Source organism: Dehalococcoidia bacterium, assembly GCA_025054935.1.
GTDB lineage: Bacteria > Chloroflexota > Dehalococcoidia > SpSt-223 > SpSt-223 > JANWZD01.
This window is the reverse complement of the sequence record JANWZD010000011.1, coordinates 41642-66644: the sequence shown is the minus strand read 5'-3', so window position 1 is coordinate 66644 and position 25003 is coordinate 41642. Positions and strand designations below refer to the sequence as shown.

22 protein-coding genes and 1 tRNA gene are annotated in these 25003 nt (G+C 68.9%); 18 read left to right on the top strand and 5 right to left on the bottom strand.

The window, feature by feature from the left end:
• Window positions 1–107: 107 nt before the first annotated feature.
• From NZ773_12135 to NZ773_12125, 3 genes are all read left to right on the top strand, one after another.
• Window positions 108–812 carry a Bax inhibitor-1 family protein gene (locus NZ773_12135; GenBank protein MCS6802672.1) on the top strand — a complete coding sequence of 235 codons (705 nt, stop codon included), beginning with the start codon at window positions 108–110 and terminating at the stop codon, window positions 810–812.
• Window position 813: 1 nt separating this feature from the next.
• Window positions 814–2472: a DNA mismatch repair endonuclease MutL gene (gene mutL, locus NZ773_12130; protein ID MCS6802671.1), complete on the top strand. Its 1659-nt coding sequence runs from the start codon at window positions 814–816 to the stop codon at window positions 2470–2472.
• An 86-nt stretch (window positions 2473–2558) separates the two neighbouring features.
• Window positions 2559–2644: transfer RNA gene (locus NZ773_12125), tRNA-Ser, on the top strand.
• Between the two features lie 147 nt (window positions 2645–2791).
• Here NZ773_12125 and NZ773_12120 read toward each other — a convergent pair.
• Window positions 2792–3364 (bottom strand): winged helix-turn-helix domain-containing protein, encoded by a 573-nt coding sequence (locus NZ773_12120; GenBank protein ID MCS6802670.1) that lies wholly within the window; start codon window positions 3362–3364, stop codon window positions 2792–2794.
• Window positions 3365–4207: 843 nt separating this feature from the next.
• Between NZ773_12120 and NZ773_12115 the strand changes: the two genes are divergently transcribed.
• The 3 genes from NZ773_12115 (at window position 4208) to NZ773_12105 (ending at window position 7823) form a co-directional block, all read left to right on the top strand.
• Window positions 4208–4939, top strand: coding sequence for a metallophosphoesterase (locus tag NZ773_12115; protein MCS6802669.1), 732 nt, complete (start codon window positions 4208–4210; stop codon window positions 4937–4939).
• A gap of 285 nt (window positions 4940–5224) precedes the next feature.
• Window positions 5225–6349: a sigma-70 family RNA polymerase sigma factor gene (locus NZ773_12110; GenBank protein MCS6802668.1), complete on the top strand. Its 1125-nt coding sequence runs from the start codon at window positions 5225–5227 to the stop codon at window positions 6347–6349.
• A gap of 322 nt (window positions 6350–6671) precedes the next feature.
• Complete coding sequence (locus NZ773_12105) at window positions 6672–7823, top strand: LysM peptidoglycan-binding domain-containing M23 family metallopeptidase (GenBank protein MCS6802667.1); 1152 nt, start codon at window positions 6672–6674, stop codon at window positions 7821–7823.
• Window positions 7824–8276: 453 nt separating this feature from the next.
• Here the strand turns inward: NZ773_12105 and NZ773_12100 are convergent, their stop codons facing one another.
• The gene (locus NZ773_12100; protein ID MCS6802666.1) at window positions 8277–8474 is read right to left on the bottom strand and encodes a hypothetical protein; all 198 of its coding nucleotides are present in this window, start codon (window positions 8472–8474) and stop codon (window positions 8277–8279) included.
• A 6-nt stretch (window positions 8475–8480) separates the two neighbouring features.
• Here NZ773_12100 and NZ773_12095 point away from each other — a divergent pair, with 6 nt between their 5' ends.
• From NZ773_12095 to NZ773_12085, 3 genes are all read left to right on the top strand, one after another.
• Complete coding sequence (locus tag NZ773_12095; GenBank protein MCS6802665.1) at window positions 8481–10673, top strand: hypothetical protein; 2193 nt, start codon at window positions 8481–8483, stop codon at window positions 10671–10673.
• The gene (locus NZ773_12090; protein MCS6802664.1) at window positions 10670–12922 is read left to right on the top strand and encodes a hypothetical protein; all 2253 of its coding nucleotides are present in this window, start codon (window positions 10670–10672) and stop codon (window positions 12920–12922) included. Before NZ773_12095 ends, NZ773_12090 begins: the two co-directional genes overlap by 4 nt.
• A 312-nt stretch (window positions 12923–13234) precedes the next feature.
• Window positions 13235–13867 carry a hypothetical protein gene (locus tag NZ773_12085; GenBank protein ID MCS6802663.1) on the top strand — a complete coding sequence of 211 codons (633 nt, stop codon included), beginning with the start codon at window positions 13235–13237 and terminating at the stop codon, window positions 13865–13867.
• A 73-nt stretch (window positions 13868–13940) separates the two neighbouring features.
• Here the strand turns inward: NZ773_12085 and NZ773_12080 are convergent, their stop codons facing one another.
• The gene (locus NZ773_12080; protein ID MCS6802662.1) at window positions 13941–14102 is read right to left on the bottom strand and encodes a hypothetical protein; all 162 of its coding nucleotides are present in this window, start codon (window positions 14100–14102) and stop codon (window positions 13941–13943) included.
• Window positions 14099–14293 (bottom strand): hypothetical protein, encoded by a 195-nt coding sequence (locus NZ773_12075; protein MCS6802661.1) that lies wholly within the window; start codon window positions 14291–14293, stop codon window positions 14099–14101. Before NZ773_12075 ends, NZ773_12080 begins: the two co-directional genes overlap by 4 nt.
• A gap of 197 nt (window positions 14294–14490) precedes the next feature.
• Here NZ773_12075 and nusA point away from each other — a divergent pair, with 197 nt between their 5' ends.
• The 7 genes from nusA to NZ773_12040 all read left to right on the top strand — a co-directional run bounded on the left by nusA (window position 14491) and on the right by NZ773_12040 (window position 21762).
• Complete coding sequence (nusA, locus tag NZ773_12070; protein MCS6802660.1) at window positions 14491–15981, top strand: transcription termination factor NusA; 1491 nt, start codon at window positions 14491–14493, stop codon at window positions 15979–15981.
• A 3-nt stretch (window positions 15982–15984) separates the two neighbouring features.
• Entirely contained in the window at window positions 15985–16287 is a 303-nt protein-coding gene (locus NZ773_12065; GenBank protein ID MCS6802659.1) for a YlxR family protein, read from the top strand.
• Between the two features lie 114 nt (window positions 16288–16401).
• Window positions 16402–18309 (top strand): translation initiation factor IF-2, encoded by a 1908-nt coding sequence (gene infB / locus NZ773_12060; protein ID MCS6802658.1) that lies wholly within the window; start codon window positions 16402–16404, stop codon window positions 18307–18309.
• Window positions 18310–18460: 151 nt separating this feature from the next.
• Window positions 18461–18853: a 30S ribosome-binding factor RbfA gene (gene rbfA, locus NZ773_12055; protein ID MCS6802657.1), complete on the top strand. Its 393-nt coding sequence runs from the start codon at window positions 18461–18463 to the stop codon at window positions 18851–18853.
• Window positions 18850–19737 carry a tRNA pseudouridine(55) synthase TruB gene (gene truB / locus NZ773_12050; GenBank protein ID MCS6802656.1) on the top strand — a complete coding sequence of 296 codons (888 nt, stop codon included), beginning with the start codon at window positions 18850–18852 and terminating at the stop codon, window positions 19735–19737. The genes rbfA and truB overlap by 4 nt, the downstream gene beginning before the upstream one ends.
• Complete coding sequence (gene ribF / locus NZ773_12045; protein MCS6802655.1) at window positions 19734–20696, top strand: riboflavin biosynthesis protein RibF; 963 nt, start codon at window positions 19734–19736, stop codon at window positions 20694–20696. The genes truB and ribF overlap by 4 nt, the downstream gene beginning before the upstream one ends.
• A gap of 73 nt (window positions 20697–20769) precedes the next feature.
• Entirely contained in the window at window positions 20770–21762 is a 993-nt protein-coding gene (locus NZ773_12040; protein ID MCS6802654.1) for a DMT family transporter, read from the top strand.
• On the opposite strand, the gene NZ773_12035 is transcribed toward NZ773_12040, so the two are convergent.
• Window positions 21740–23395, bottom strand: a complete 1656-nt coding sequence (locus NZ773_12035) for an N-acetylmuramoyl-L-alanine amidase (protein MCS6802653.1) — start codon at window positions 23393–23395, stop codon at window positions 21740–21742. The two genes, NZ773_12040 and NZ773_12035, sit on opposite strands and share 23 nt — an antisense overlap.
• Before the next feature lie 102 nt (window positions 23396–23497).
• Here NZ773_12035 and NZ773_12030 point away from each other — a divergent pair, with 102 nt between their 5' ends.
• On the top strand, window positions 23498–24550 hold the full coding sequence (locus NZ773_12030; GenBank protein ID MCS6802652.1) for a protein kinase: 1053 nt from the start codon (window positions 23498–23500) through the stop codon (window positions 24548–24550).
• 42 nt (window positions 24551–24592) lie between these two features.
• A complete protein-coding gene (locus NZ773_12025) occupies window positions 24593–24889 on the top strand; it encodes a hypothetical protein (protein ID MCS6802651.1) in 297 nt (98 codons plus the stop codon).
• The last annotated feature ends 114 nt before the right edge of the window (window positions 24890–25003 follow it).

The following is a 25003-nucleotide window of genomic DNA, read 5'->3' as shown; positions in this document are numbered from 1 at the left end:
TCGAAATGCGCGCTGCGGAGAGGCGTGCCCGAAGGAAGGCGCGCACCCCCGCGTATCGCGTTTGCGGCTGTGCTATCGTTTTGTAGTGGGGAAACGAGGGAGGACCGATGAACCGAGAGTATCGCGGCCCTAGCGACTATCCGGAACTGTTTGGACGCGAGAGCGCCGCGGAGCGAAGCGCGGTCGCGACTGTCTTCGGACTGCTCGCCTTTTCCTTCATTTTCAGCGCGATCGGCGGCGCCGTTGGCCTCTCGCTCGCGGCAGCGGGGGTCCTTGGGCTGCCCTTTTTCATCGTGCTCGCGATCACGCAGCTCGGCTTCATTTTCGCGCTCCAGCCGGTGGCGCGCCGCTCTGCGCCGCTCGGGCTGCTGTTCCTGTATGGCTTCACGTTTCTCTCGGGAATGTCGCTCGGCCCGGTGATCGGCTACTACCTCGTTGCCGCGCCAGCCATTCTCGGCCAAGCGCTGCTCCTGACCGCGATCATTACCGGCGGGCTGACGATCTTCGCTTGGACGACTGACGTCTCGCTCGCCCGCTTCCAGACGTGGCTGTTCGTCGGCCTGCTCGCGCTGATCGGCGGCAGCGTGCTGGCGATCTTCGTCCGCGCCACTTGGCTGGAGATCCTGCTTGGCGGTGGCGGCGCGGTGCTGTTCAGCCTCTTTCTCATCCACGATGTCCAGAAGATCAAGCAGATGGAGGGGACCTTCGCCGCCGCGGTGGTGATGGCGGCCATGGTCTACCTCGACATTGTTAACCTCTTCCTCTCGCTGCTGCGGCTGCTGAGCGCGCTCGCCGGCAACAACCGCGACTAGCATGCCGATCCGGGTGCTTGAACCGGCGCTTGCGGCGCGGATCGCCGCCGGCGAGGTGATCGAGCGCCCAGCGTCGGTTGTCAAAGAGCTCATTGAGAACGCGCTGGACGCCGGTGCGCGGTCGATCGGGGTCGAGATCCGGGGCGGCGGCATCCAGCTGATCCGGGTGACGGACGACGGCTGCGGCATCGCCGAGGCCGAGATCGAGCTCGCGTTCGAGCGCCACGCGACGAGCAAACTGACGACGCTCGACGACCTCGAGACGATCGCGACGCTCGGCTTCCGCGGCGAGGCGCTGCCCAGCATTCGGGCAGTAGCGGAGGTGAGCATTGTCAGTCGCCCTGCCGACCAGCCCTATGCGGCGGTTCGGCGGTGGGAGCGGGGCGCGCTCGTCGAAGCGAGCCGGCAGGCGGGTGCGCCGGGCACGCAGATCACCGTTCGGCGGCTGTTTGCCGACCTGCCCGCCCGCCGCCAGCACCTGCGGAGCGCCGCCACTGAAGCCGCCGCCTGCGCCCAGGTCGTCAGCCAGTATGCGCTCGCGCGGCCTGCGGTCCGGTTTACGCTCCAAGTCGACGGCAGGACGACGCTCCGCGCTCCCGGAACGGGCGCGCTCGAGGATGCCGTCGTCGCAACGCTGGGGCGCGCCGCTGCCGATGCGATGGTGCCGGTCGACTCCCGCGAGACAGCGCCGGACCCGCTGACGCAGGTCGTCGGCCTCGTCGGCCGGCCATCGGTCAGCCGCGCCAACCGCGGCGGGCTCTCGTTCTTTATCAACGGGCGGTGGGTGCAAAGCCGGCTGCTCGCTCAGGCGGTCGAGAGCGCGTTTCAGAACCGCCTGATGGTGGGGCGGCACCCGCTGGCGGTGCTCCATCTCGCGATCGCGCCAGGCGGCGTCGATGTCAACGTCCATCCCGCGAAGAGCGAGGTGCGGCTGCGCTTCGAACGCGAGGTGTTCTCGGTCGTCCAGCGCGCGGTCCGCGCGGCGCTCGACGCCGACCTGCGCCTCCCGGAAGTGGTGCCGGCGCCCCCGCTCCCTTGGCCAGACGACGGACCGGCGGAGCAGCTGCCTCTTGCCGTGCCCTTGGCGCGGCGGCTGCCGGCACTTCGCCTGCTGGGACAGGTGGGGTTGACGTACCTGATTGCGGAAGGGCCGGATGGGATCTACCTTGTCGACCAGCACGCGGCGCATGAGCGCATCCTGTTCGAGCGGCTGCTGGCGGCGTGGGAGCGGGGAGCGGTGGAGCGCCAAGGGCTGCTCGACCCGGTTGTGCTCGATCTTTCGCTTGAGCAGCTGATCGCCTACGAGCGTCACGCCGACCAGCTGGCGGCGCTCGGGCTGACGGTCGACCGCTTCGGCGAGCGCAGCGTGGTGGTGCGCGCCGCGCCGGCATCGCTCGCGCCCGGGGAGGTGAGCGGCGCCGTGATGGATGCGCTCACCTCGCTGATCGGCAACCCGGCCGAATGGCGCGACCGGATTGCCGCGTCGATCGCCTGCCATAGCGCCATTCGCGCCGGCCAAGCGCTCTCCGATGCCGAGATGCGCGCCCTGCTCTCTCAGCTTGAGGAGACCGCCGCGCCGAAGACGTGCCCCCATGGCCGCCCGACGATGATGCACCTGAGCGCGACGCAGTTAGCGCGGCTGTTTGGCCGGCTGGGGTGAGGGTGGGGCGCCGCGGCGGAAGCTGCTGCCCCGAGCGGAGAGCACGTTGCCGCCTCTTCGCGCGGCACGGTACGATCATGCTGCACGGAGAGGTGGCCGAGTGGTTGATGGCAGCGGTCTTGAAAACCGCAGACCGAAAGGTCCGGGGGTTCGAATCCCTCCCTCTCTGCCAAGATGCTGTTTCTCGGCAGAGCGGCGTCGCGAACCGGCGCTCTGCCCGCAAGCGCCGCCCGCCTCCTGAAATGCAGCGGCACCCGCTGTCCAGCCGAGAACGAGGCTAGGCGGTTGCTCAGCGCTGTTCAAGCAGCGCCAGCGCTGCCTACGGGTTCTTTTCTTTCGCCGCCGCCTGATGGCGTTCGAGATAGGCGACCCCGTGCTCTGAGATCGCCCAGATGCCGCGCGGACTGTCGCTGCACATCAGTCCCTCGAGAACGAGCTCTTTCCGAGCCCATTGCGCGTAATTCCGCCAATACGGCGTGTTCGGCTGAGAGGGCACCAGGTCGAAATCGGCCTCAGTCAACGAGCCTTTCACTTCGTCAAAAACTCGCTCCAGGACCGTATGGAGCGGAGCGCTCCCTCCAAGCGCGACGAGGGCGCGCAGGATCGGCAGCCGAAACACCTTAACTGGGGTCCTGCGTCCATGTTGGGGAGGGGATGGCCGATCTTGGCGAGAGGCCCGCGGCTGGCTGGAGATCTCCTGCCATTGGCGATAGCTCGCTTTGATTTGATCGACGATCGTTTCGATCTGTTGCGCGACTGCGATACTGGCGTTGACTTCGCTGTAGCGGCCCGCCCGCGAGGCACGCGCAGCTTCCTCTCGTGCGCTGCTCAATGCATTGTCGAGCTCGCTCAGCAGCAGTTCGAACGCTGCGCTTACATCGCCATGGCCCATGCGTCGCGTTCCCTCACGTTGCCTGCGTCTTTGGAGGACAGTGTACACCATGGCTTGACTGCTGCCTCACAGTTTTTCGCTTCAGCCGCGCCAGACCAGCACTACGGTCCCGAGCAGCACCGTTGAGATGCTTGACGATAGGAGCACCAGATCGCTGCACTGGAACACTTTGATCGAAGCATTGCTGGTCGCATTTGACTGATGAGAGCGCGGGCGCGGCTGACCGTGAAAACGGCGCCTCTTGGCAGGAGAACGAGCAGAGACAGAAGGTTCTCCCCTGCAGTCGCTCTGAAGGGCGCTACTCTCCGGCGCTGGGAGCCTCCTCAAGCACAGCAGATCGCCCCCTGACGGCGCATACTCTGCCCGCGCGGCCGTCGCCTCAGCGGGCGCGGATGCGCTGACTTCGGGATGGGAAAGGGCGTCACGAGCGCTCGGCCGACGACGCCACTCCCGTCCGAAGGAGCCGCAGGCATTTCCACGTCGGCGACGAGGCGGTGCGGGCGCGGAGAGCCGCCTCGGGCCGCAGGTCGCGAGAGCAGCGAACGGCAGCAGCGCGACCGCTGGGAAGACGCGAAGAACACCGCCCCAGCCCTGCGCAGACGCCGGCCGAGAGCGGCGCCCCACGATGGGCACGGCCTCAACAGGAAGCGCGCTCTGGCCCGGCCTCTCCCTCGAGCCGGCTGTCGGCTGCTCAAGCGGCCAGCGGCGCCGCCCTCTCCTGGCGCGCAGCCCACCGGGCGCGCACCGCTGCTGCCGGCCGCCCCCACGCCAGCGCGATAATTTCGCTCTCGCCAATTCGGATACAGTCTTCACCCGCCGCGCCCATCTGCTACACTTGGCCCGATGCCTTCTGCCCGCGATGCGCGCTCGCTGCGCGTTCTCCACACCTCCGACCTCCATCTCGGCAACGACTACGCGCCCGACCTCGCAGCTCACGCGCTGCGCGCTGTCGTCGCCGCGGCGCGACGCGCCCGGGCAGATGCGCTGCTGCTCGTCGGCGATGTCTTCGATCACAACCGCGTCAGCGACGCGACGGTCCAGCTTCTCCTCGACGAACTGGCGCAGTTCCCCGGACCGGCCGTCATTCTGCCGGGCAACCACGACTGCTACGACGCGCACTCGGTCTACCGCCGGCCGCACTTCCTCCGGCGGCCGGCGAACGTGCACCTCATCGCTCGCGACGAGAACCCGGCGCTCGTCCTTGAGGCGTTGAATGTCGAGCTGTGGGGTCGGCCGGTCATCGACCACCATCCCGGCTTCCGGCCGCTCCGCGCCGCCCCGCCGCGCGTTCAGGCGCGGTGGCGGATTGTCCTCGCCCACGGCCACGTCGAGCCGGCGAGCGCCCAGAGCTTCCGCTCGTCGCCGATCTGGCCGGAGGAGATCGCCGCCACCGATTGCGACTACCTCGCGCTTGGCCACTGGGACCGAATGGCCGATGTCTCGCACGGCGGGGTCGTCGCCCACTATTCCGGCGCGCCCTACACCGGCGCGGGGCTGACCGCCGCCCTCCTCGTTCGCCTCACCCCCCGCCACGGCGTCACCGTCGACCGCCTCGCACTGAACGGCGCTGCCTAGCGCACCCGCGCAACGGGGCGGCGTCTCATTCGTTCTTGCAATGGAATGAGCGGAGACTTCGCAGCCGCTTGACGCTCTCACCTTGATCGGGCGGGAGCAGCCGGGTGTCATGACCGCTGGCGCGTAGCCCTCCGAGCTGATCGGGAGGCGGAATAGGAAACCTTTCCTAGATTGGCTAGTACTTTTGGTGCATAGCGAGAGGGGGACCCCGGGCTAGACTGATCAACGGCTGCGGGAAAACCGCAATCACACCACGCGCGAAGGCGCCACATGTATATTGGGGGGATGTTGGAGAGCACGTATCAAGACACGCACGAACCGTCGACCGCCGCCGCCGCACCGGAGCGGGATGAGCAGGCAATCGAACTCGTCGAGTGGGCTGCACGCACCGTGGCGAGTGGCGCTCCGACCGAAAGCGAGGAGGATGAGCTCGTCCACTGGGCCGTCGCCGAAATCGAACGGCGCGCGGCCTCGGAGACCCAAGTCGAGGAGTACGAAGAGCTCGGCGGCGCTGTCGACGTCATCGAAGCGTATCTGAACGACGTCCGGCCCATTGAACTGCTCAACCGCGAGCAGGAATGGCATTACGGACGGCTGATCCGGCTGGGCATGGAAGCCCGCGCCAAGTTGGCCTCCAACGACGTAGCGCCAGAAGAGATCCCGGCCTTGCAGCGCGCCGTCGAAGAGGGCGAGCGCGCCCGCGAGGCGCTCACCACCGCCAATCTCCGGCTGGTGGTGAGCGAGGCAAAGCGCCACCGCGATCGCGGCGTCGCCTTCGAAGACCTGATCCAAGAAGGCAATCTCGGCCTGCTGCGGGCCGTCGAGAAATTCGACTACACCCTCGGCTATAAGTTCTCGACCTATGCGACGTGGTGGATCCGCCAGTCGATCGTGCGCGCCATCGCCGACCAGTCGCGCACCATCCGCCTTCCCGTCCACGTCTATGAGGCGCTGCGGATCATCAACCGCGCCAAGAACCGTCTCGTCCACGAGCTGGGGCGCGAGCCAACCAGCGAAGAGGTCGCCGCCGAGATCGGCGTTTCGCCGAACCAAGTGCGCGACCTGCTGGCCGCCAGCCGGCGGACAATGTCGCTCGACAAGCCGGTGTTCGAGGACGGGGATGCTGCCCTTGCCGACCTCGTCGAGGACCGCATCGCGGTCGCCCCAGCCGATGAGGCAGTGCGCAGCAGCGTTCGCGACGACGTCGCTCAGCTCCTCTCTCACCTTGACGTTCGCGAGCAGCGCGTGCTTGCCGGCCGCTTCGGCCTCGGCGGGCAGAAAGCCAAGACCCTGCTCGCCCTCTCCGAAGAGCTCGGCCTGAGCCGCGAGCGCGTCCGCCAGATCGAGGCCAAGGCGATCGAAAAGCTCCGCCAGCTGCAGGCGACCGCCCGGCTGCGCGGCAGCTGCTGACCGCATCCGCCCAGCGCCTAAGAACGCGGGCCAGAGCGGCCCGCGTTCTGCATTTGGGCGCCAAACTGCTTCTCCCGCCGCGCCAGCAGTGGTATGCTCGCCAGCCAAGAAGCCCCTAGATCTCGGCAGGCAGGCATGCTATAACCAGCAAGCAAGTTGACGAGAGCGACCGGCGGCGGCACCGTCGGCCGGGAGGTCAGGAGCACCGGCCCTGAAGCACGCGCGTCTGTTCTGGCTGACCAGTGTCGGCGCGCTGGGAGCGACCCTTTTCGCTCTCAGCGCGCCGCACCCGCCGGCCGTCACGGCGGCCACGGCTCGCTACGTGGTCCAGCGTGACGACACGCTTTACAGCATCTCCACCAAGCTTGGCATCCCGGTCGCCCGCCTCGTCGAACTGAACGGCCTCGATGACCCCTCATTCATTCGGATTGGGCAAGAGCTTGTCGTCGAGCCGATAAACGAGCCGGCTGCCGCGCTGAGCGACCGTTCGCCCGTCACCGCAACGCCAACCGCCTCTCCCAGCCCGACAGCCACCCGCACCGCATCCCCCGCTCCCGTGCCGCCGACCGCGACGCCCGCCCCTCCCACGCCGACGCCGGTTCCGCCGACCGCCACTCCGCCGCCGCTGACACCCACCCCAGCGCCGCCGACCCCGACCGCCGTTCCGCCAACGGCAACGCCCGTCCCGCCGACGGCGACTGCCACCGCTCTCGCGCCGAACGCCGCGCTGAGAGAGCCGACTGCAACCTACGTTGTCCAGCCCGGCGACACCCTGCTGGCGATTGCGCGCAAACTGAATGTCCCGGTCGAGCGGCTGATCGAACTGAACGCACTCGACGACCCCAACCGTCTTGCGGCCGGCCAACCGATCGTCGTTCCGGCGCGCGCCGCCGAGACGCTGAGCGCCCACGTCACCGCCACTGCGCCGGCCGCCCCGACCGCCACCCGCACGCCCGCGCCCGCGACGCCGACCCCGACCTCCAGTGCGACGCGCACTGCCGCGCCGCCTTCCCCGACGACGACCCGCACCGCCGCGCCGGCATCAGCGACAGCGCACCGCACCGGCACGCCGACGAGCACGCCCGCCCCGACCGGGCAGAAGCTGCCGAACGCGCCCGCCTTCGACTGGCCCGCTCAAGGGCCGATCTCGCAGTACTTCGGCGAGGCCGGCCACGGCGGGCTCGACATCGAGCGACCACTCGGATCGCCAGTGCGCGCCGCCTTCGACGGCACTGTCACCGCTGCCGTCAAGGGGAGCGATGCTCGCGGCTGGTATATCGAGATCGCCCATGGCAACGGCTGGGTCACGCAGTACCAGCACCTCGGCAAGCTGAGCGTCGAGGCCGGCGCCACGGTCAAAAAAGGCCAAGTGATCGGCGAAGTCGGCATGACCGGCCGCTCGACCGGCCCCCACCTCCATTTCGAGATCCACAAGGACGAGCGGCGGCTGAACCCGCTCCAGTATCTCCCCTGACCTCCTCGCGCGGCGGCGCGCCGCCCCCCGTCGGGTTGACGGTTGTGTCTCGCGATGCAGCGCGCGACCGGGCGAGCGTCGAGCGGCGCAGCTCGCGAGAGCACAACGCCTGCCACGCCTGCGCTCCGAGGCGGACCAGCCGAATCGGCACACCGCGACCGCAGCGCGCCCGCCATTCGCAGGCTGCGCGGAGAAGACGCTGCAGAGGAGAGCGCGCCAGCCCGCACTGTCCTCCCCGCCCTGCCGGCGGTGCACCGCCGTGACTGCCGCCACCTCTTCTCGCGGACAGACATGCCCTTGTCGCTCCCCCGCTGCCGGTGATGCGCCGGCCGTCCGAGCCAGCGCTCCCCGCTCCGCCGTTCGGCGCAGCAGGCGCTCGTCACTGGGCCAGGCGGCGTCTCCGCCGGTTGCCGCGGAGAGCGCAGAACGCGGCTTCCCCGCTTGCCGTCTCGGTCATCCGCCGGTGCGCCGACCGGAACGAGCAGGGTGCTCTCCCTGCAAGGAGAGCTGCCCGCCATTGTCCCAGCGGCAGCGGTCGCCGACCGCCAGCTCGCCGCCGAGGATTTCGCAGCGCCCTGGACCGACCTCGCGGGGGGTCAGGCTGGCGGCCGCGGTCCGAATGCGGTTCGACCGCGGACGGACCGCTAGCATTCCGGCGTGATTGTCCGTTTCGCGCCCGCTGCGGCTGCTGCCGGCTACTTGGCGCTCGCGCTGGTCGCGACCTGGCCGCTCGCGACCCGCCTCGCCACCCACGTGCCGGGAAGCAACGTCGACGAAGGCGCGTTTCTCTGGAACCTGTGGTGGGTGCGCTTCGCGCTCCTTGACCTTCGTCAGTCGCCGTTCTGGACCGATTACATCTTCTATCCGGTCGGCGTAAACCTCGCCACCTATACGCTGACCTTCCTGAACGGGCTGCTCGCCATCCCCCTCGAACGGGCTGCCGGACCGATTGTCGCCGGCAACGTGCTCTTTCTGCTCTCGCTCACCCTCTCCGGCCTCGGCGCCTACCTGCTCGTCCGCGAGGTGCTGACCGAGGGCGGCCGCTCCTCCGCCGCGACCGAGGGCGCGAGCATCGCCGCCGGGATCGTCTTCGCCTTTCCTGCTTCGCGCTTCGTCTACGCCGCGCTCGGCCAGATGAACTTTGCCAGCACGGCGCCGCTGCCGTTCTTTCTGCTCTTCTTTCTCCGGCTCCTGCGCGGCGCCCGTCAGGGCCGGCTGCCTCTTGGCACGGCCGTGCTCGCCGGACTGTCGTTCGCGGCCGCAGCGCTGACAGAACTGACGTACGCGGTCTTTCTCGCCCTTTTCGTCCTGCCCTTCCTTGTCGGAGAAGCGCGCTGGTGGTGGGCGAAGCGCGCGCTGCCGCTCGCACTCGGCAGCGGACTGGCATTCTGTGCCGCCGCCGCAGCGCTGCCGCTTCTTATCGTCGTGCCGCGCTATCTCGCCGACAGCGCGGTCGCGCCGCCGAGCCTAAGCGAGGCGCAGCGCTTCTCGGCCGACCTGCTGTCGTTTGTGGTGCCGACGCGCCTCCATCCTTGGCTCGGCCGCCTCGCCCGCGAGTGGTCAGAGGACTTCCGCGACATCCCCATCGCCTTCCTCGGCTGGACGACGCTTCTCCTGGGCATCATCGGCGCAGCCGCACGCTGGCGACAGGCGCGCGTTTGGGCGGCGGCGGCGGCGCTGTTCGCCCTGCTTGCCCTCGGTCCCCTCCTCACGATCAATGGGCAGACGCGGTTCGACCTCGATGGGCTGATCGTCAGCGTTCCGCTGCCTTTCCTCGCTCTGCATTATGTTCCCTTGGTGGGAGCGAATCGGGTGCCGAACCGGTTCAGCGTTGTCCTGATGCTCGCGCTCGCAGTGCTCGTCGGCTTCGCGCTGCACTGGCTGGCGCGCCGGCTGCCGCCCGCCGCCTTCGCCGCACTGGCCCTCGCCGCGGCCGCGCTCATCTTCCTCGAGCACCTCTCCGCGCCGCTGCCGCTGCGGGCCGCCACGCCGCCGGCAGGCTACGAGCGCATCCGCGACGAGCCGGGCGACTTCGCCATCCTCCAGCTGCCGCTCGGCTGGCGCAACAGCTACGGCACCCAAGGGCTCGAGCGCACGATCGTCCAGTCATACCAGTGGGCGCACCAGAAGCGCCTGTTCGGCGGGAACACCTCGCGCACCCCAGAGAGCACCTTCGCCTACTTCCGGCGCGTGCCGCTCTTCGAGTCGATCATCCGGCTCGAGGAGGGCAAACCGCTCGCGCCCGAGGCCGCCAGCCGCGACCGCGCCGGCGCGGCTTATCTGACAGCGCTGTATGACCTCCGCTATCTCGCCGTCTACCGACCGCTCACGCCGCCCGGGGTCGAGGAGTACGTTCGGAGCGCGCTCGGCGCAGAACTGCTCGCGGAAGGCGAGCTGACGATCTACCGCATCCCGCCCGCGCCGCTGCCGCGCCGGGTCGACCTCGGCACGCCGCTGAGCGCCGGCGCGGTCGGCGAGGGGTGGGGCGAGGACGAGCGCGGCGCGGGCGAGATCGACCTTGTCTGGGCGACAGCGCGCCGGGCTGAGCTCTGGATCCCCTGCCCTCCAGGCGCAGCGACGATCCGGCTCCGCCTTACCCCGTTCGTCTATCCTGGGATGCCCGAGCAGCGGCTGCGCCTGCGTCTCAACGGCCGCGACCTCGGCGAGCAGGCGCTCGCGCCCGACTGGGCCGAGATCGAATTCGACGCTCCCGCGGAGGCGTGGCGCCGCGGAGCGAACCGCTTGACGTTCGAGTTCGCCGCCGTTGAGTCGCCGGCCCGCGTCCTTGGCACGCCCGACCGGCGCTCGCTCGCTGCCGCCCTCGACTGGGTCGAGATCGTGCCGCGATGATCACCGAGAATGCGCGCGCGCCCGCGCCGCAGCAGGCGCCGAACCCGCCAGCGAACGACCGCGCCGATGGACGGCGCGCGCTCGTGCTGTTCCTGATCCTCTGGGCGATCTATGTCTTTACCGCGAGCGCCCGCTTCCACTCCGACGACGAGATGAGCGTTTTCGCCGTCGCCGCCAGCCTTGTCGGCCGCGGCGACGTGACGATCGACCAGATCGCGTGGAATCAAGACCTCGGCGGCGGTGTCGGCCGGACGCTGGAGGACGGCCGGGTCTATTCCAAATACGGTCTCGGCGGCGCGCTGGCGATCGCCCCCCTCGTGGCACTGGCCCAGACTCTCCCCTGGGCGGGCGCCGTCGGGATGGCGACGCTGCTGAACGGGCCGCTGACGGCGGCGACGGCGGCGCTCCTTTACCTGACCGGGCGGCGGCTTGGCATCAGCGCGACCGCAAGCGCGCTCGCCGCGCTCACCTTCGGGCTGGCGACCCTCGCCTGGGTGTACGCCCGCTATCTCTTCGGCGAGCCGATTGTCGCCTTCAGCTGGATGCTCGCGTTTTGGCTCCTGCTCGGCCAGTCTGCAGCTGGAGCGGTCGGCGCGGGGCTCGCGAGCGGCTGGGCGATCCTCGTCCGCACGGCCAGCGCGATGAGCGCGCCGCTGTTCCTGCCTCTCGTTCTCGCCGGCCGGAAGCGGCACGATCTGCTCCTGTTCCTGCTGCCGAACGCGCTGGCGCTGGCGGCAGTCGGGCTGTACAACGCAACGCGCTTCGGCTCCCCGCTGGATTCCGGCTACAACCCGGTTGAAAGTTTCACCGCCCCGCTCGGTGAAGGGTTGTGGGGACTGCTGCTCTCGCCCGGGCGGGGGATCGTCTGGTATGCCCCGCCAGTGCTGCTCGCGCTCGTGGGCGCCCCGTTGCTGCTGCGCCGGCAGCCCGCAGCAGCGGCGACGGCGTTGCTGCTCGTGGTGACGAACCTGCTGCTGTATGCGAAGTGGCACGCCTGGCACGGCGGCTGGGGCTGGGGGCCGCGGCTGCTGGTGCCGATTGTGCCGTTTCTGCTGGTGCTGGCGCTGCCCGTCTTCGCGCGCGCAGTCGCCGGCGGCGGGAGACTCGGCTGGGCAGCGCGGCTCGCCGTCGGCGCGCTCTTCTTTCTCGGCGTTGCCGTCAGCGCGCTCGGCGTGCTCGTCGATTTCAACCAGCCGCTGCTCGCGCTGCTCGCCGCTCATCCTGAGCTCGGCGCAGGGGTGCTTTTCCTCACGCTCGCCGATTGGGGCGCCTCGCCGATTGCGGCGCATCTTGCGCTGCTGCCGTCGGTTGCACCCGACCTCGTCTGGCTGAGCGGGGGGATCGCCTGGCCGCTCGCCATCGTCGGTGCGCTGACGGTGCTGCTCACCTTGCGGCTCGTGGCGGCCGGCTGGTCTGGAGCGCCGGCATGGCCGGTGCTCGCCCTCTTTTCAGCGATCGCGATCGCCGCGCTCGCCGGCGCTGGGACCCATGTCGCCTACGCGGTCGGCCGCCTGTCGCCGGCAGGACGCGAGATCGCCGCCGCGGTCGAGCGGATCCGCGCCGAGGCGCGGCCGGGTGATCGTCTTGTCGTGGTGGGAGTAGGCGAGGCCGAGGCGCTGCTCAACCGCCTGCCGCCGTGGCTGCCCGCGGTCCAGATCCTGCCGGAGGCGGAGCCGCTTTCACCGCACGCGGAAGCGCGGCTCGCGCGCGCGGCATCGGGGAAGCGCATCTGGCTGCTCCAACGCACTCCCCAGCCGCCCGGGGAAGACAACGGCATCGAAGCGCGGCTCGACCAGCTAGCCTACAAGCGCGACACGCAGACAACCGGCACGGTCGACCTGACACGCTACATCGTGGCGCCGCCGACCGTGCTGACGCCGGCAGCGATCGATTTCGGCGACCGGCTGCGCCTGACGGGCTGGGCCGCGCGCGTCGCCGACGCGACGCTCCTCCTTGACCTTGACTGGCTCGCGCTCCGCGCGCCCAACGCGCGGTATGTCGTCTCGGTCCGGCTGACCGACGGCGAAACGCGCCTTCAGCACGACCGGGAGCCGACTGACGGAGCACGTCCGACCGACCAGTGGCGCCGCGGCGATACCGTGCGCGAACGGCTCGGGCTGCCGCTGCCCGCCGATTTCACGCCCGGCATGTACCGTCTCCAGCTTGTCGTCTATCCGGCGGGAGGAGGGCGGCCGCTTCCGGTCGGCAGCGGCGACGTCGCGACCGCCGGCGAGGTGCGCCTCCCTTGAGGCGGAGCGCCGGTTGACGGCCATGATCGCGACTGGTACACTCAGGCCGAGCAGACGACCGAACACTCGGTTGAAGGGCGGTTGCGCTTCGCGAACAACGAGGTTCTCGGCCGACCGCGGGAGTGAAACCTCGCTGGAGGACGACCCGGATCGTGGCGCGTGACGAGCGGCGCGATGCGCAAAATTCTTTCCGATGTGATTGCGCCAGCGTCAATGGTGGGTATAATCGCCTCGTTTTCACCAGTTCAGTCAAGCGGTCGTCTGCTCGGGTGGCCGCTCTGATGCGAATGCCGGAGAGGTGGTGACGAGGCCATGACGATGACTTCGTCCTTCGAACCGGACTACGGCAAAGCGCGACGCTGCGGGAACTGCGCCTTTTTTGAAGCAGCGCCCCTCAAGCGGATGGGATGGTGCCGCAATCCGATGCTGCACGCCCCCCACGAGCGCGCCCTAGTCGCGGACGATGAGCATCGCTGCAAGAAGATGCTGACCGACCACTGGCAGCCCTCGCCCGCCGCCCAGCGCGCCCGTCAGGCGCCGCCCCCGGCGAGCGCGCGGGCAGCGCGGGTGCTGCGGCAGGTGCGGCCTACGACTATCCCCGCTCCGGTCGTCTACGCGCTCGTTGTGACGCTCATCGCCTTCGGCGCGGCAACCCTCTTCTCGATGCAGACGACGCGCGCGACCGTGGCGGCACAGCAGACCAAAACTCAGCCTGCGGGTATCGCCAAAGTCGACTTCTGGATCCGCGACGACGCCCGCTCCAACGCGCTCAAGAAGTCGATCGTGCTGGTAGGGACCACCCTCGAATTGCTCGACAGCCGCGCCGGCGAAGTGCTCGACCCCAATGCCGCCGAGCCGGCTAAGTGGTATCGCATTCGGGTAGCCGCCACAGGAGAGACCGGCTGGGGCTATAGCGGCTGGATTGAGCGCCGGCCAGACCGCTAAGCCTGCCCTCCGCGGATGAACAACGCCCTCGCCAATGAGCGAGGGCGTTCTGGCTGCCGAGTGAGGGGCGAGGTCAGTCGGATGAGGGCAACGCCCGCGGCTTCAGCACTTCCATCGGCTTGTTGCAACAATGGACACGCCCGGAGCCCGCTTTGGTGACTAACACCTCGGCATTGCACTCATTGCAGTGGAACCGCTTGCCCAGCTCGTTGCGAACCTCGGCTTCCTGCGTCATCTCTTCAGCTCCATCGGCTTTCCGCAGCACGTCAGGTCGCCCGTCCCTTTTCTCGTAACGATGACCTCCGTGTTGCAGACGGTACAAATGTACCGCTTCCCGAGCTCCGTCGGCACTCTGTTCCTCCCACTCCGCGTTAGGCCGATACTACACGACGCCAGACCGCCGGGCAAGTCAACCAACGCGAACATCATCTTGCAGAAGTAAAGAGCTGGTGACAACTCTTTTGCACATTCTCTTCTCCAGAAGGCGATTGACAGCAGGAAAGAGCGTTGGTATACTTCCGATGAAAACTCGCCGGCGTCTGTGTTGAGGAGTGGGTGTCCCCCACTCTTTTTCATACCGCGGCACATCGTTGTGCGCTAGGCGAGAGTGAGAACGGGCGGGCATGAAAAACGACTTCTTGATGGCCATAACGCAGTTGTGCGCAGAGAAGAACCTCTCCAAGGAGGTGGTGATCGGCGCGCTCGAAGACGCGATGGTCTCTGCGTACAAGAAGAATTTCGGCAGCAATCACGACGTCGTGGTGCGGATGGACCCGACCACCGGCCAAGCGACGGTCTATACGCGCCGAACGGTGGTCGCGGAGGTCACCGATCCTGCCACCCAGATCTCGGTTGAGGATGCACGCCGGCTTCTTGGCCGCCAGCCCGTGCTCGGCGAGGTGATCGAGGAGAACCGCACCCCCCGCGAGTTCGGGCGCATCGCCGCGCAGACGGCCAAGCAAGTGATTACGCAGCGGCTGCGCGAAGCGGAGCAGAAGGTCGTCTACGACGAATACACCGACCGCGAAGGTGAAATCGTCACCGGCACCGTCCAGCGCATCGAGCCGAACCGCATCATCATCGCCCTTCCGCGCGCTGAGGCGATCCTCCCCAGCACGGAGCAAGTTCCTGGCGAGCAGTACCGCGTGGGGCAGCGGATCAAGGTGTACCTCGTCGAGGTGAACCGAACGCCTCGCGGGCCGCAGCTGATCGCGTCGCGGACGCACCGCAACCTGCTGCGCCGCCTCTTCGAACTCGAAGTGCCGGAGATCAACCACGGCATCGTCGAGATCAAGGCGATCGCGCGTGAGCCGGGGTCGCGCAGCAAGGTCGCCGTCGCGGCGCGGCAACCCGGTGTTGACCCCGTGGGCGCCTGCGTCGGCCTGCGCGGGATCCGGATCCAGAACATCGTCAATGAACTGAACGGGGAGAAGATCGACGTCATCGAGTGGCATCCCGACCCCGCGATGTTCGTCGCCAAAGCGCTCAGCCCCGCCCAAGTGCTGCGCGTCCTCCCAAACGAGGAGGAGAAGACCGCGACCTGCATTGTGCCGGACCGTCAGCTCTCGCTCGCGATCGGCAAAGAGGGACAGAATGCGCGCCTCGCCGCGAAGCTGACCGGCTGGCGGATCGACATCAAGAGCGCCTCGGCATTCCACGAGGAGGAGGCAGAACGGCTCGCTCGCGAGGAAGAGGAGCGCGCCGCGGCGGCTGCCGCGGCTCCGCCGGCAGCGCCGCCGCCGGCCGAAGCACCCGCCATCGCCGTCGCGCCGCCGCCTGAGGCGCCCATCGAGATGCCCGCGTTCGAGGAGCCGGCAGCAGCGGCGCCGGTGGCAGCGGTTGAGCCGGCTGTCGAAACGCCGCCCGCCGAAGAGTTCGAAGAGCCTCTCACCATGGAGGACCTCTTCCCAACCAAGCCGGGTGAGCGGGGTAAAATCCGCTTTGCGGAAGAGATCCTCGGCGTTGAGTTGGGGCGGAAGAAGGGCCGCGACCGGGGACGCGACGAGGAGGAGCCGGTGCGGCCGGCGAAGAAGGGACCGCGCCGCCAGCGCGTCTACTTCGAAGAGGACGACGAAGAAGCGGAGTACGAAGACATTCTCCGTCGGATTCGCTAGGAGATGGCACGTGGTGGCGGGCGTCCAAAGCACATCCCTCTCCGGATGTGCGTTGCCTGCCGGCAGACATCTGCCAAGCGCTCGCTCATCCGCCTGGTTCGGGATCCGTCGGGCGCGGTCGAAGTCGACCCGACCGGCAAGCGCAACGGCCGGGGCGCCTATCTCTGTCCCGTCCGACGCTGTTGGGAGCAGGCGCTGCGCCGCGGCGCGCTCGAGCACGCGCTCAAGACAACGCTCAGCACTGCCGACCGGGAGCGGCTCGCCGCGTACGGCGCCTCCCTGCCGGAAGCGCTGCCCGAGCCGTAGCCGCGTCCGGCGCGCGGCCGCTCGGCGCAATCTGAGTGCGGGGCGGTGCGCCCCGCCCTTTCCCCGATGACATGACGCATGAGGCGCCCCGCGTGGCGCCGGAGGAGGTGCTGCATGGCGAATTCCCGCCCTAATGGCCAGCGAGGCGGACGAGCGCCCCAGAACCGCGGCGTGGCCGAACGCGGGCGCGGCGGCGCGCCCTCTGCCGGCCCGCGCTCAGCGCCCGGGGCCGCCGCACGAACGACCTCGCGGGGCCCAATCGCGATCCCGCACGCGCTGACGGTTGCCGAGCTTGCCGAGCTGCTGGGCGTCAGCGGGATCGAGGTCATCAAACAGTTGATGAAGAACGGGACGATGGCGAACCTGAACGCCGTCCTCGACTATGACGCTGCGGCGACAGTCGCCCTCGACCTCGGCTTCGACGTGGTCGAAGCGCCGGCGAAGAAAGAGGAGCCCGTCGCCCACCCGGCCAAGCCGACCTTCGAAGACGACCCCGCTTCACTCAAGCCGCGGCCGCCCGTCGTGACCGTGATGGGCCACGTCGACCACGGCAAGACCTCGCTGCTCGACGCGATCCGCAAGACGAATGTCGCCGCCGGCGAGGCTGGCGGCATCACCCAGCACATCGGCGCCTATCAGGTCGATGTCGGCGGGCGGAAGGTCACCTTTATCGACACACCCGGCCACGAAGCGTTTACCGCAATGCGCGCCCGCGGAGCGCAGACGACAGACGTCGCGATCATCGTGGTGGCCGCCGACGACGGCGTGATGCCGCAGACGCGCGAAGCGATCAGCCATGCCAAAGCGGCGGGCGTCGGCATGGTCGTCGCGATCAACAAGATGGACCGCCCCGACGCCAACCCGGAGCGCGTCAAGCAGCAGCTGGCCGAAGCAGGCGTGATCGTCGAAGAGTACGGCGGCGACGTACCGGCGGTGCCGATCTCAGCGCGCACCGGGCAGGGGATCGCCGATTTGCTTGAGACCGTTCTGCTCGTCGCCGACCTGATGGACTTGAAAGCGAACCCCAACGCCCCCGCCTCAGGCACCGTGCTCGAAGCGCGGATCGACCGGACCCGCGGCCCGATGGCGACCTTGCTTGTCAAGCGAGGAACCCTCCGGACCGGCGATGTGGTCGTCGCCGGCGAGGCGTTCGGCCGGATCCGCGCCATGCTCGACGACCGGGGCGACAAGGTCGAGGCTGCCGGCCCAGCCTGCCCGGTGCAAGTCCTCGGCCTCTCGGCCGCGCCCGGGGCGGGCGACTTCTTTGAGGTTGTCCCCGATGAGAAGACGGCGCGCGCGATCGCTGAGAGCCGCGCGCGCGAGCGGCAGCGCGAGGCGGTAGCGGTCAGCAAGGCCGTTTCGCTCGAAGAACTCCTCGCCAACCTCGGCAGCGGCCAAGCGCGCGAGCTGAATGTCATCCTGAAGACCGATGTGCAGGGCTCAATCGAGCCGGTGCGGCAGGTGTTGGAACGGATCCAAGGAGACAACGTCCGCGTGCGCGTCATTCACGCGGCGACGGGCGCGATTACCGAGTCGGACGTGAACCTCGCCGTCGCATCGAAAGGGATCATCGTCGGCTTCAATGTCCGCCCCGATGCCGGCGCGCGCAACTTGGCCGCGCTTCAGGGAGTGGATATCCGCTACTACCAAGTGATCTACGACGTGGCGGAGGACATCTCGAAGGCGCTGGCCGGCCTCCAAGAAGAGCGGTATGTCGAACGGGTCCAAGGCCATGCCGAAGTGCGCCAGCTCTTCCGCCTCGGCCGGCGCGACGCGATCGCGGGCTGCTACATCCGCGATGGCGTGGTGACCCGCAACAGCCTTGCGCGCATTCGGCGCGGCAAAGAACTGGTCTATGAGGGCAAAGTCGCGTCGCTGAAGCGCTTCAGGGACGATGTCCGCGAGGTGCAAGAGGGCTACGAGTGCGGCCTCACCCTTGAAGACTTCAGCAGCTTCGAAGTCGGCGACATCATCGAGTTTTATGTGATGGAGCGTGTCGCTCCGCCGGTCCGCGTGAACTAGCGCGCTTGCGGGGCCGCAGCCGGCCTGCGGCGTCGCCGGCGCCGTCAGCCGCTGGCGCCCTTCCCAGCAGGCGCGCAGGCTGCTTGGGGGCGGCAAGCGCTCTTTTCCTTGCCGATAGCATGCCGCCGTCTCCTGCGCTCGGAGCCACACCATGACCCGACGAATTGAGCGCGTCAACGAGTTGTTGCGCGAAGAACTTGGACGCCTGATCCTCCTCGAACTGCGCGACCCCCGCGTCAGCAGGCTGATCAGTGTCACCGGAGTAGCAACGTCGCCTGACCTGCGCCACGCGACAGTCTATGTCTCGATCTTGGGCGACGACGCCGCGCGTGCCGGGGCGCTAACTGCTCTCCGGCAAGCTGCGGGCTTCCTTCGCCGCCGGCTGAGCGGGAAGGTCGCTCTCCGGGTCATCCCGGAATTGGACTTCCGGTTCGACCCGGCGGTGGAAGCCGGGGCGCGGATCGACGAACTGCTGGCAGAGATCGGCGCGCTGCCCGCCGGCCGGCCGCCGCAGCCTCTGCCGATGCCAGAGGACCCCGCGTGACCGACGGGCTGCTCATCATCGACAAACCTGCCGGCTGGACCTCGCACGACGTTGTCGCCAAACTGCGCCGGCTGACAGGGGAACGGCGCATCGGCCATGCCGGCACGCTCGACCCGGGGGCGACGGGGGTCTTGGTCCTCTGCCTCGGGCGCGCCACTCGCCTCCTCGAATACCTCCGCGAAGCGGAGAAGGTGTACGAGTGCGAGATCGTGCTCGGCGTCTCGACCGACACCGACGATGCCGAGGGGCAGGTCATCCGCGTCGCTGATGCCTCCTCAGTGACGCCGGCGCAGGTGCGCGCGGCGCTCGCGGAGTTTGTCGGGACGATCACCCAGACGCCGCCCCACGTGAGCGCCGTCCACATCGGGGGGAAACGCGCTTATGCGGTCGCGCGCGCCGGTCAGAAGGTGCAGCTTCCCGCCCGAACGGTGGTTGTGCACTCGATCACGGTGCAGGCGATCGAGATCCCGCGTCTTACGGTGCGCATCCACTGCGGCAGCGGCGTTTATATCCGCTCGATCGCCCGTGACCTTGGCGCGCGGCTCGGCGTTGGCGCCCATGTTGCCCGCTTGCGCCGACTTGCGGTCGATGGGTTTCGCGTTGACGAGGCGGCAACCCTCGAGCAGGTTGCGGCAGCGGCGGCCGCCGGCCGGCTGGACGACCTGCTGCTCCCGCCGCTCCGGGCGCTCGCAGGCTGGCCCGTGGTCACGCTCAGCCCCGCCGAGATCGCGCGCGTTCGGCACGGCCACGCTATCCCCCAGCGCGAGACGCGAGCGCCGCGCGCTGCCGCTGTCGACGCTGCAGGGCGCGTGGTTGCTATCCTTGAGTCAGCGAATGGGCGTTGGCAGCCGGTGAAGGTCTTGCCGCAAGAAGGAGACAGATGAGCGTGCAGGCTGGCGCCGAAGTGGCGCTCGAACGGCTGCGGGCTGAGTTGGCAGCAGTCGCGCCCGGCGGCCCAAGCGTTGTCACGGTGGGCAAGTTCGATGGGGTCCACATCGCGCACGCCGAGATCGTCCGGACAGTCGTTGCCCGCGCGCGCGCGCGCGGCGCTGCCGCCGGCGTTCTGACCTTCGACCCGCTTCCCTACGTCGTCTTCAACCCGGGCAAGCCCTATCACTACCTCTGCACGGTGGAAGAGCGGCTCGAACGGCTCCGCGCCCTCGGAGCAGACTTCGTCGCCACGATTACGTTCTCGCTCGCGCTTTCGCGGCTGTCCGCCCGCGAGTTCCTCGAGGCGCTCGTCCAGACGCTCGGGATGGTTGAGTTCGTCGGCGGCCCTGATGCCGCGATCGGGCGCGACCGCGAGGGCTCAGGAGAACGGCTGCGCGCTCTCAGCCGCGAGCTCGGCTTCACCTTCGTCGAGGTGCCGCCCGTTCTTCTCGATGGCGTCGTCGTCAACAGTTCGCTGGTGCGCCATTTTCTGTGGGATGGAGCGGTCGAGCGCGCGGCGCGCGCGCTCGGTCGGCCCTACCGTCTGTCTGGCACGGTTGTGCCCGGCGACCGGCGCGGACGCGAGCTCGGCTTTCCCACCGCGAACCTCTTGCCGCCTCCGCACCTCATCTTGCCGGGCGACGGCATCTACGGCTGCCGCGCGACGGTCGACGGCATGACCTACCGCGCGGCGGTCAATATCGGCGTGCGCCCGACATTCGGCGAGAGCTTGCAGCGGCTGATCGAGGCGTTTCTGCTCGACTTCGAAGGCGATCTCTACGGCCGCCTCCTCACGCTCGAGTTTATCCACCGCGTGCGCGCCGAAACGCGCTTTGCCAGTGTCGACGCGCTGATCACCCAGATGCACGACGACGTCCGCCAAGTGCGGGAGCGCGTCGACCTCGGCGAATGAGCAGCGCTTCTTCACGAGACACGCCTAGGCAGAGCGCACAGGACGGCGCAGGCCGCGCCGAAGCGGCGCCCTGATGACAGTGCGCTCGCCTCGCCGCTGGCGGCCTTCCCTGCCGCGCGAGCCGGGCGCGGCGGGCGCCTATCTGCGTTTGCTGGGCGCCTCGCTCGCCTGGGGCGGCGGCGCGATTGCCGTCAAATACGCGGTCCTAGCACTGCCCCCCGTGGCGATGGCGTTCGCGCGCTACCTCATCGCCGTAGCCATTCTTGCAGCCCTGCTCGCGCTGACGCGCCGGCGTTGGCCTCGGCGCGACGACCTGCCGCTGCTCTTCCTGCTCGGACTGACGGGAGTGTTCGGCTTTGCTGTGCCGTTCAACGCCGGGCTCCAATTCACCGGCGCGGGCGAGGGGTCGGTGCTGACCGCCATCAGTCCGTTCGTCTCGTTTCTCTTCGCGGCGTGGCTCCTTGGCGATCGGCTGACAGCGCGGCGGCTGGTTGCGGGCGGCATCTCGCTTGGCGGCGTGGCCGTGCTGGTGAGCGGCGGGCCGCCCGCGACCGCGATCAGCCCGAACCGGGTGCTCGGCGACCTGCTCGTCTTGATCGCCGCGGTCAACTGGGGGGTGTATTCGGTCCTCGTGCGGCTGATCCAGCAGCGGGGCGTCGAACTGCTCGCGATGACCACCTGGAGCATGATCATCGGCGTCGCGCTGATGGCGCTCGCGCTGCCGTTTGAGCCGCGCCCGATCGTGTGGCAGGCGCTCGGGCCCGACGTGCTGGCGGCGGTGCTCTACGCGGGGCTTGTCTCTTCGGTGCTGGCCTACCTCTGGTGGAACGAGAGCGTGCGGCGGATTGGGCCTGCCCGCGCATCGCTGTTTACCAACCTGAACCCCGTCGTGGCGGTTGTCATTGCGGCCGTCCTGTTTGGGGAGTGGTTCACGCCTCTTCAAGCGGCCGGCGCCGCGCTCGTCATCGCCGGGCTCGTGATCGCCAACCTCCCTTCTCGGCAGCGGCCGGCGCCGCCTCATGACGCGGCATCCTCGGCAACCGTCACTTGCCGAAGTAGCGCCTGACTGCCTCGAGATAGCCGCGCGCTTGCGCGGTGAGGATGGCGTCGCTGCGGAGAGCGGCGGCATCGGCCGGATTGGTGATGAACATCGCTTCACCGATAATGCCCGGCATCGCGGTGGCACGCGGGCGGCCGGCGGCGAGGTCAACGGGGCCGATAACAAAGTACGACTTGTCGACCGCGCTGTTGTAGCAGTCTTTCTGGCCGCGGCTCGCGAGGGGGTAGCCCGCGGCCCGCACGGCCCTGAGGATCGAATCCTCGGCGAGTGCGGCAAGACGACGGTTCTGGGCCGCAAACTCGCGGTTCCCGCAGGAGTAGATCTCGAGCCCGTTCAGTTCGGTCCGCTCGTGGCCATTGTGGTGGATGGAGAGGAAGAGGTGCGCTTTCGCAGCGTTCGCGATGTCGATGCGCGCTTGCAGTTCGTCCCGCATATCGATCGCGCCGTCGCCGTTGAGGTCGCGGCGCTCCCGATTGACCGCAACGTCGCTGTCCCGCGTCATGACGACAGCGAAGCCCGCCTCGCGCAGGAACTGCGCCAGCTTCCTCGAGACCGTCAGGTTGACATCCTTCTCCCGCAAGATGAACCCATCGTCGAACCGGACTGTCGCGCCCGAGTCGGGACCGCCGTGGCCGGGGTCGAGAGCGATGATGTACCCCCCCGGCGGCTCCGGCGGCGGCGGCGGGGCAGTGGGGATTGCGAGCGGGAAGGTGAGGTCGGCAGCGCGCTGACTAGGCGCCGCGGGCAGCCCCGCTGACGCGCTTGAGGGAGCAGGGGTCGCAGTCGGCGTGACCGTCGGCAGCGGGCTGCCGGCCGGCCCGGCAGGGGCCGCGCTTCGCGGCGTGGAGGTGGGCAGCGGCGCAGTGGCGGCATAGGGGGTGACCACAGGAGCGGGGGAGGCCGCGCTCACGACGGGCAGCGGACCGGGGGGCGCGCCGCCGGGCGGCTCCGGCGCAGTTGCTGCCGCAGGGAACAGGCCAGCCTCCTTCGCGACATCCCCGCCGTTGGCGACAACGACATCGCCCGCCCGCGCCCACGGCCGATTGGTCTTCCACTGCTGGAGGACTGCCCGCTGAAGGCGCACCACTGCGACGCTGCCGTAGTCTTCGATCGGCGAGACTGGCAGGCCGTAGAAGGTGAGGGGGTCGTCCGCCGCCCAGTAGCGGGCGCTGATCGCCGGGTTCGCCTCTAGGAGCGCGAGGCGGCGGACAGTGATCGTCCCGAAATCGAGCTTGTCCTCATCGGGGATCGGCTGAGGACGCGGGACAAGCCGAACCTCGCGCAGCCACGGGTCTTTGCCCGCTTTGGTCAGCTCATCGAAGACGTTGACGAGTACCATCCGGTTCAGGTCCGGCCGCCAGTGCAGGACCCCCTTCTGGAACGCTTGAGCGGGCTGACCGTCCCAGAGCATGCGCCGGCTGACCGGGTAGCCGAGCGCATCGACACCGCCGAGCTGGCGAAACGACGTCCAGAACGGGGCGCCGTCGTCGGTGACGCTGTAGCCGCCCGGCTGGCCCCCGGCAGTCTGCGTGAAGAACCAGCCGTTCCTGATGGGGTAATCGGCCGCTTGGGCGGCGGCCGGCGGAGGGAGCGGGAGCGTGGCGGCCAGCAGAACAAGGAGGCGAATGAGCGCGCGCATCGGCGCGATAGTAGCAAGCAAGTTAGCGGAGAGCAACGACCTCGCGATCAGATTGCTGGAGTGGAGAGCCGAGTATCATTTGCGCGGCAGCCCGATGATGCCGTGGAGCGCGTCGCCGTGCAAGACCTTGTCGGACAGCAAATTGGCCCGTATCGGGTGATCGGTCTGCTGGGGCACGGCGGGATGGCAAGCGTCTACCGGGCGATCCAGCCGGGGCTTGAGCGCGAGATCGCCCTCAAAGTGATGACCAAGGAGCAAGCGGCGCTCGACCCGGAGTTTGCCGAGCGGTTCCGGCGCGAGGCGGCGGCGATCGCTCGCCTGCGTCACCCGAATATCGTCAGCGTCATTGACTTCGGAGAGCTGCCGCAGCTGACCTATCTTGCGATGGAGCTCGTGCCGGCGGGGTCGCTGCGCGACTTCGCGGGGATGGTTCTGCCGCTTGACTACGCCGCCCAGATCGTGGTTCAGGTCGCCGCCGCTCTCGATGCCGCGCACGAGCACGGCATCGTTCACCGCGATGTCAAGCCGGCGAATATCCTCTTCCACGATCGCGGCTCGCTGTTCGACCCGTCCGGCGGGCCAGCGCGGCCGCCGTGGGTGATGCTGGCCGATTTCGGGATTGCGCGGGTGGCCGCTGAGCAGTCGCTCACCCAAGCGGGCGTCGGGCTCGGCACGCCCGAGTACATGAGCCCAGAGCAGGCAACGGGCCAGCGGGTGGATGGCCGGAGCGACATCTATTCGCTCGGCATCGTTCTCTACGAGATGCTGACCGGGCAGATCCCGTTTCGCGGCAAGTCGCCGGTTCAGGTGGCGCTGCAGCATGTGCGCACGCCGCTGCCCCCGCCCCGGACGGTCAACCCTGCCCTCCCCCCTGCCGTCGAGGCGGTGATCCTCACCGCCTGCGCCAAGCGCCCGGAGGACCGCTATCCGAGCGCCGGTGCCTTCGCGGCGGCGCTGGCGGCCGCCGTTGGTCTCCGCACTGGTCCAGCGCGCCTTGCCACGGGGATGCCAGCGGCCGCGGCGCGCAGCGCGCCGAAGAGTGGCGCCGCCCCCCTGGCGGGCTGCCGTCGCGTCGGCAGCGGGCTGCTGGCGCTGGCGGTGCTCCTCGGAGGAAGCGCCTGCTGGATTGCCGCCGGGCTGCGGCAGCGGCGCTGACTGCGGCACGCAGTCGTGAGGTGCTGAGAGGGGGGGGAGACAATGCGCATCATCGGCTGGCTGGTGCTTCCAGCGCTCGTCTTTCTCGTGCTGAGCCGTCTCGGCGCGATGCCCCGGTTGCCGCGGCCGCTGCGCGCTTTCTTCCGCTGGTTCGGCCGGGTCGGCAATCTCACCCTCGCGATCTACTGTGGCGCTGTCGCCCTCTGGGGGATAAGCGGCTTCCGCCAGCCGAATCTCGAGCCCCACGAGGCCGCGCTCCTCGCGGTGCTAGTGACGGGCATGGTCCTCCTCGCCCTCTCATTCTGGCGGGCAGCCAGTCGGACGATGCGCGAGCGCTGAATTGCTTTGAAAACCGAAGCATCCGCGCATATACTTGATGCATCTGCGTTGCATGCGCTGGCGTCCCCCCGCGCCGCCCTGCCGAGACACTCCCAACCTGGCGCCCGACGAAGA

Coding starts and splice junctions, on each gene's coding strand:
- NZ773_12025 (MCS6802651.1), top strand. CDS start 24,593: ATGCGCATCATCGGCTGGCTGGTGCTTCCAGCGCTCGTCTTTCTCGTG.
- infB (MCS6802658.1), top strand. CDS start 16,402: ATGGCGAATTCCCGCCCTAATGGCCAGCGAGGCGGACGAGCGCCCCAG.
- NZ773_12085 (MCS6802663.1), top strand. CDS start 13,235: ATGACGATGACTTCGTCCTTCGAACCGGACTACGGCAAAGCGCGACGC.
- NZ773_12115 (MCS6802669.1), top strand. CDS start 4,208: ATGCCTTCTGCCCGCGATGCGCGCTCGCTGCGCGTTCTCCACACCTCC.
- NZ773_12090 (MCS6802664.1), top strand. CDS start 10,670: ATGATCACCGAGAATGCGCGCGCGCCCGCGCCGCAGCAGGCGCCGAAC.
- NZ773_12065 (MCS6802659.1), top strand. CDS start 15,985: ATGGCACGTGGTGGCGGGCGTCCAAAGCACATCCCTCTCCGGATGTGC.
- NZ773_12080 (MCS6802662.1), bottom strand. CDS start 14,102: ATGACGCAGGAAGCCGAGGTTCGCAACGAGCTGGGCAAGCGGTTCCAC.
- ribF (MCS6802655.1), top strand. CDS start 19,734: ATGAGCGTGCAGGCTGGCGCCGAAGTGGCGCTCGAACGGCTGCGGGCT.
- NZ773_12040 (MCS6802654.1), top strand. CDS start 20,770: ATGACAGTGCGCTCGCCTCGCCGCTGGCGGCCTTCCCTGCCGCGCGAG.
- NZ773_12035 (MCS6802653.1), bottom strand. CDS start 23,395: ATGCGCGCGCTCATTCGCCTCCTTGTTCTGCTGGCCGCCACGCTCCCG.
- rbfA (MCS6802657.1), top strand. CDS start 18,461: ATGACCCGACGAATTGAGCGCGTCAACGAGTTGTTGCGCGAAGAACTT.
- mutL (MCS6802671.1), top strand. CDS start 814: ATGCCGATCCGGGTGCTTGAACCGGCGCTTGCGGCGCGGATCGCCGCC.
- NZ773_12075 (MCS6802661.1), bottom strand. CDS start 14,293: ATGTTCGCGTTGGTTGACTTGCCCGGCGGTCTGGCGTCGTGTAGTATC.
- NZ773_12110 (MCS6802668.1), top strand. CDS start 5,225: ATGTTGGAGAGCACGTATCAAGACACGCACGAACCGTCGACCGCCGCC.
- NZ773_12100 (MCS6802666.1), bottom strand. CDS start 8,474: ATGCTAGCGGTCCGTCCGCGGTCGAACCGCATTCGGACCGCGGCCGCC.
- nusA (MCS6802660.1), top strand. CDS start 14,491: ATGAAAAACGACTTCTTGATGGCCATAACGCAGTTGTGCGCAGAGAAG.
- NZ773_12120 (MCS6802670.1), bottom strand. CDS start 3,364: ATGGGCCATGGCGATGTAAGCGCAGCGTTCGAACTGCTGCTGAGCGAG.
- NZ773_12135 (MCS6802672.1), top strand. CDS start 108: ATGAACCGAGAGTATCGCGGCCCTAGCGACTATCCGGAACTGTTTGGA.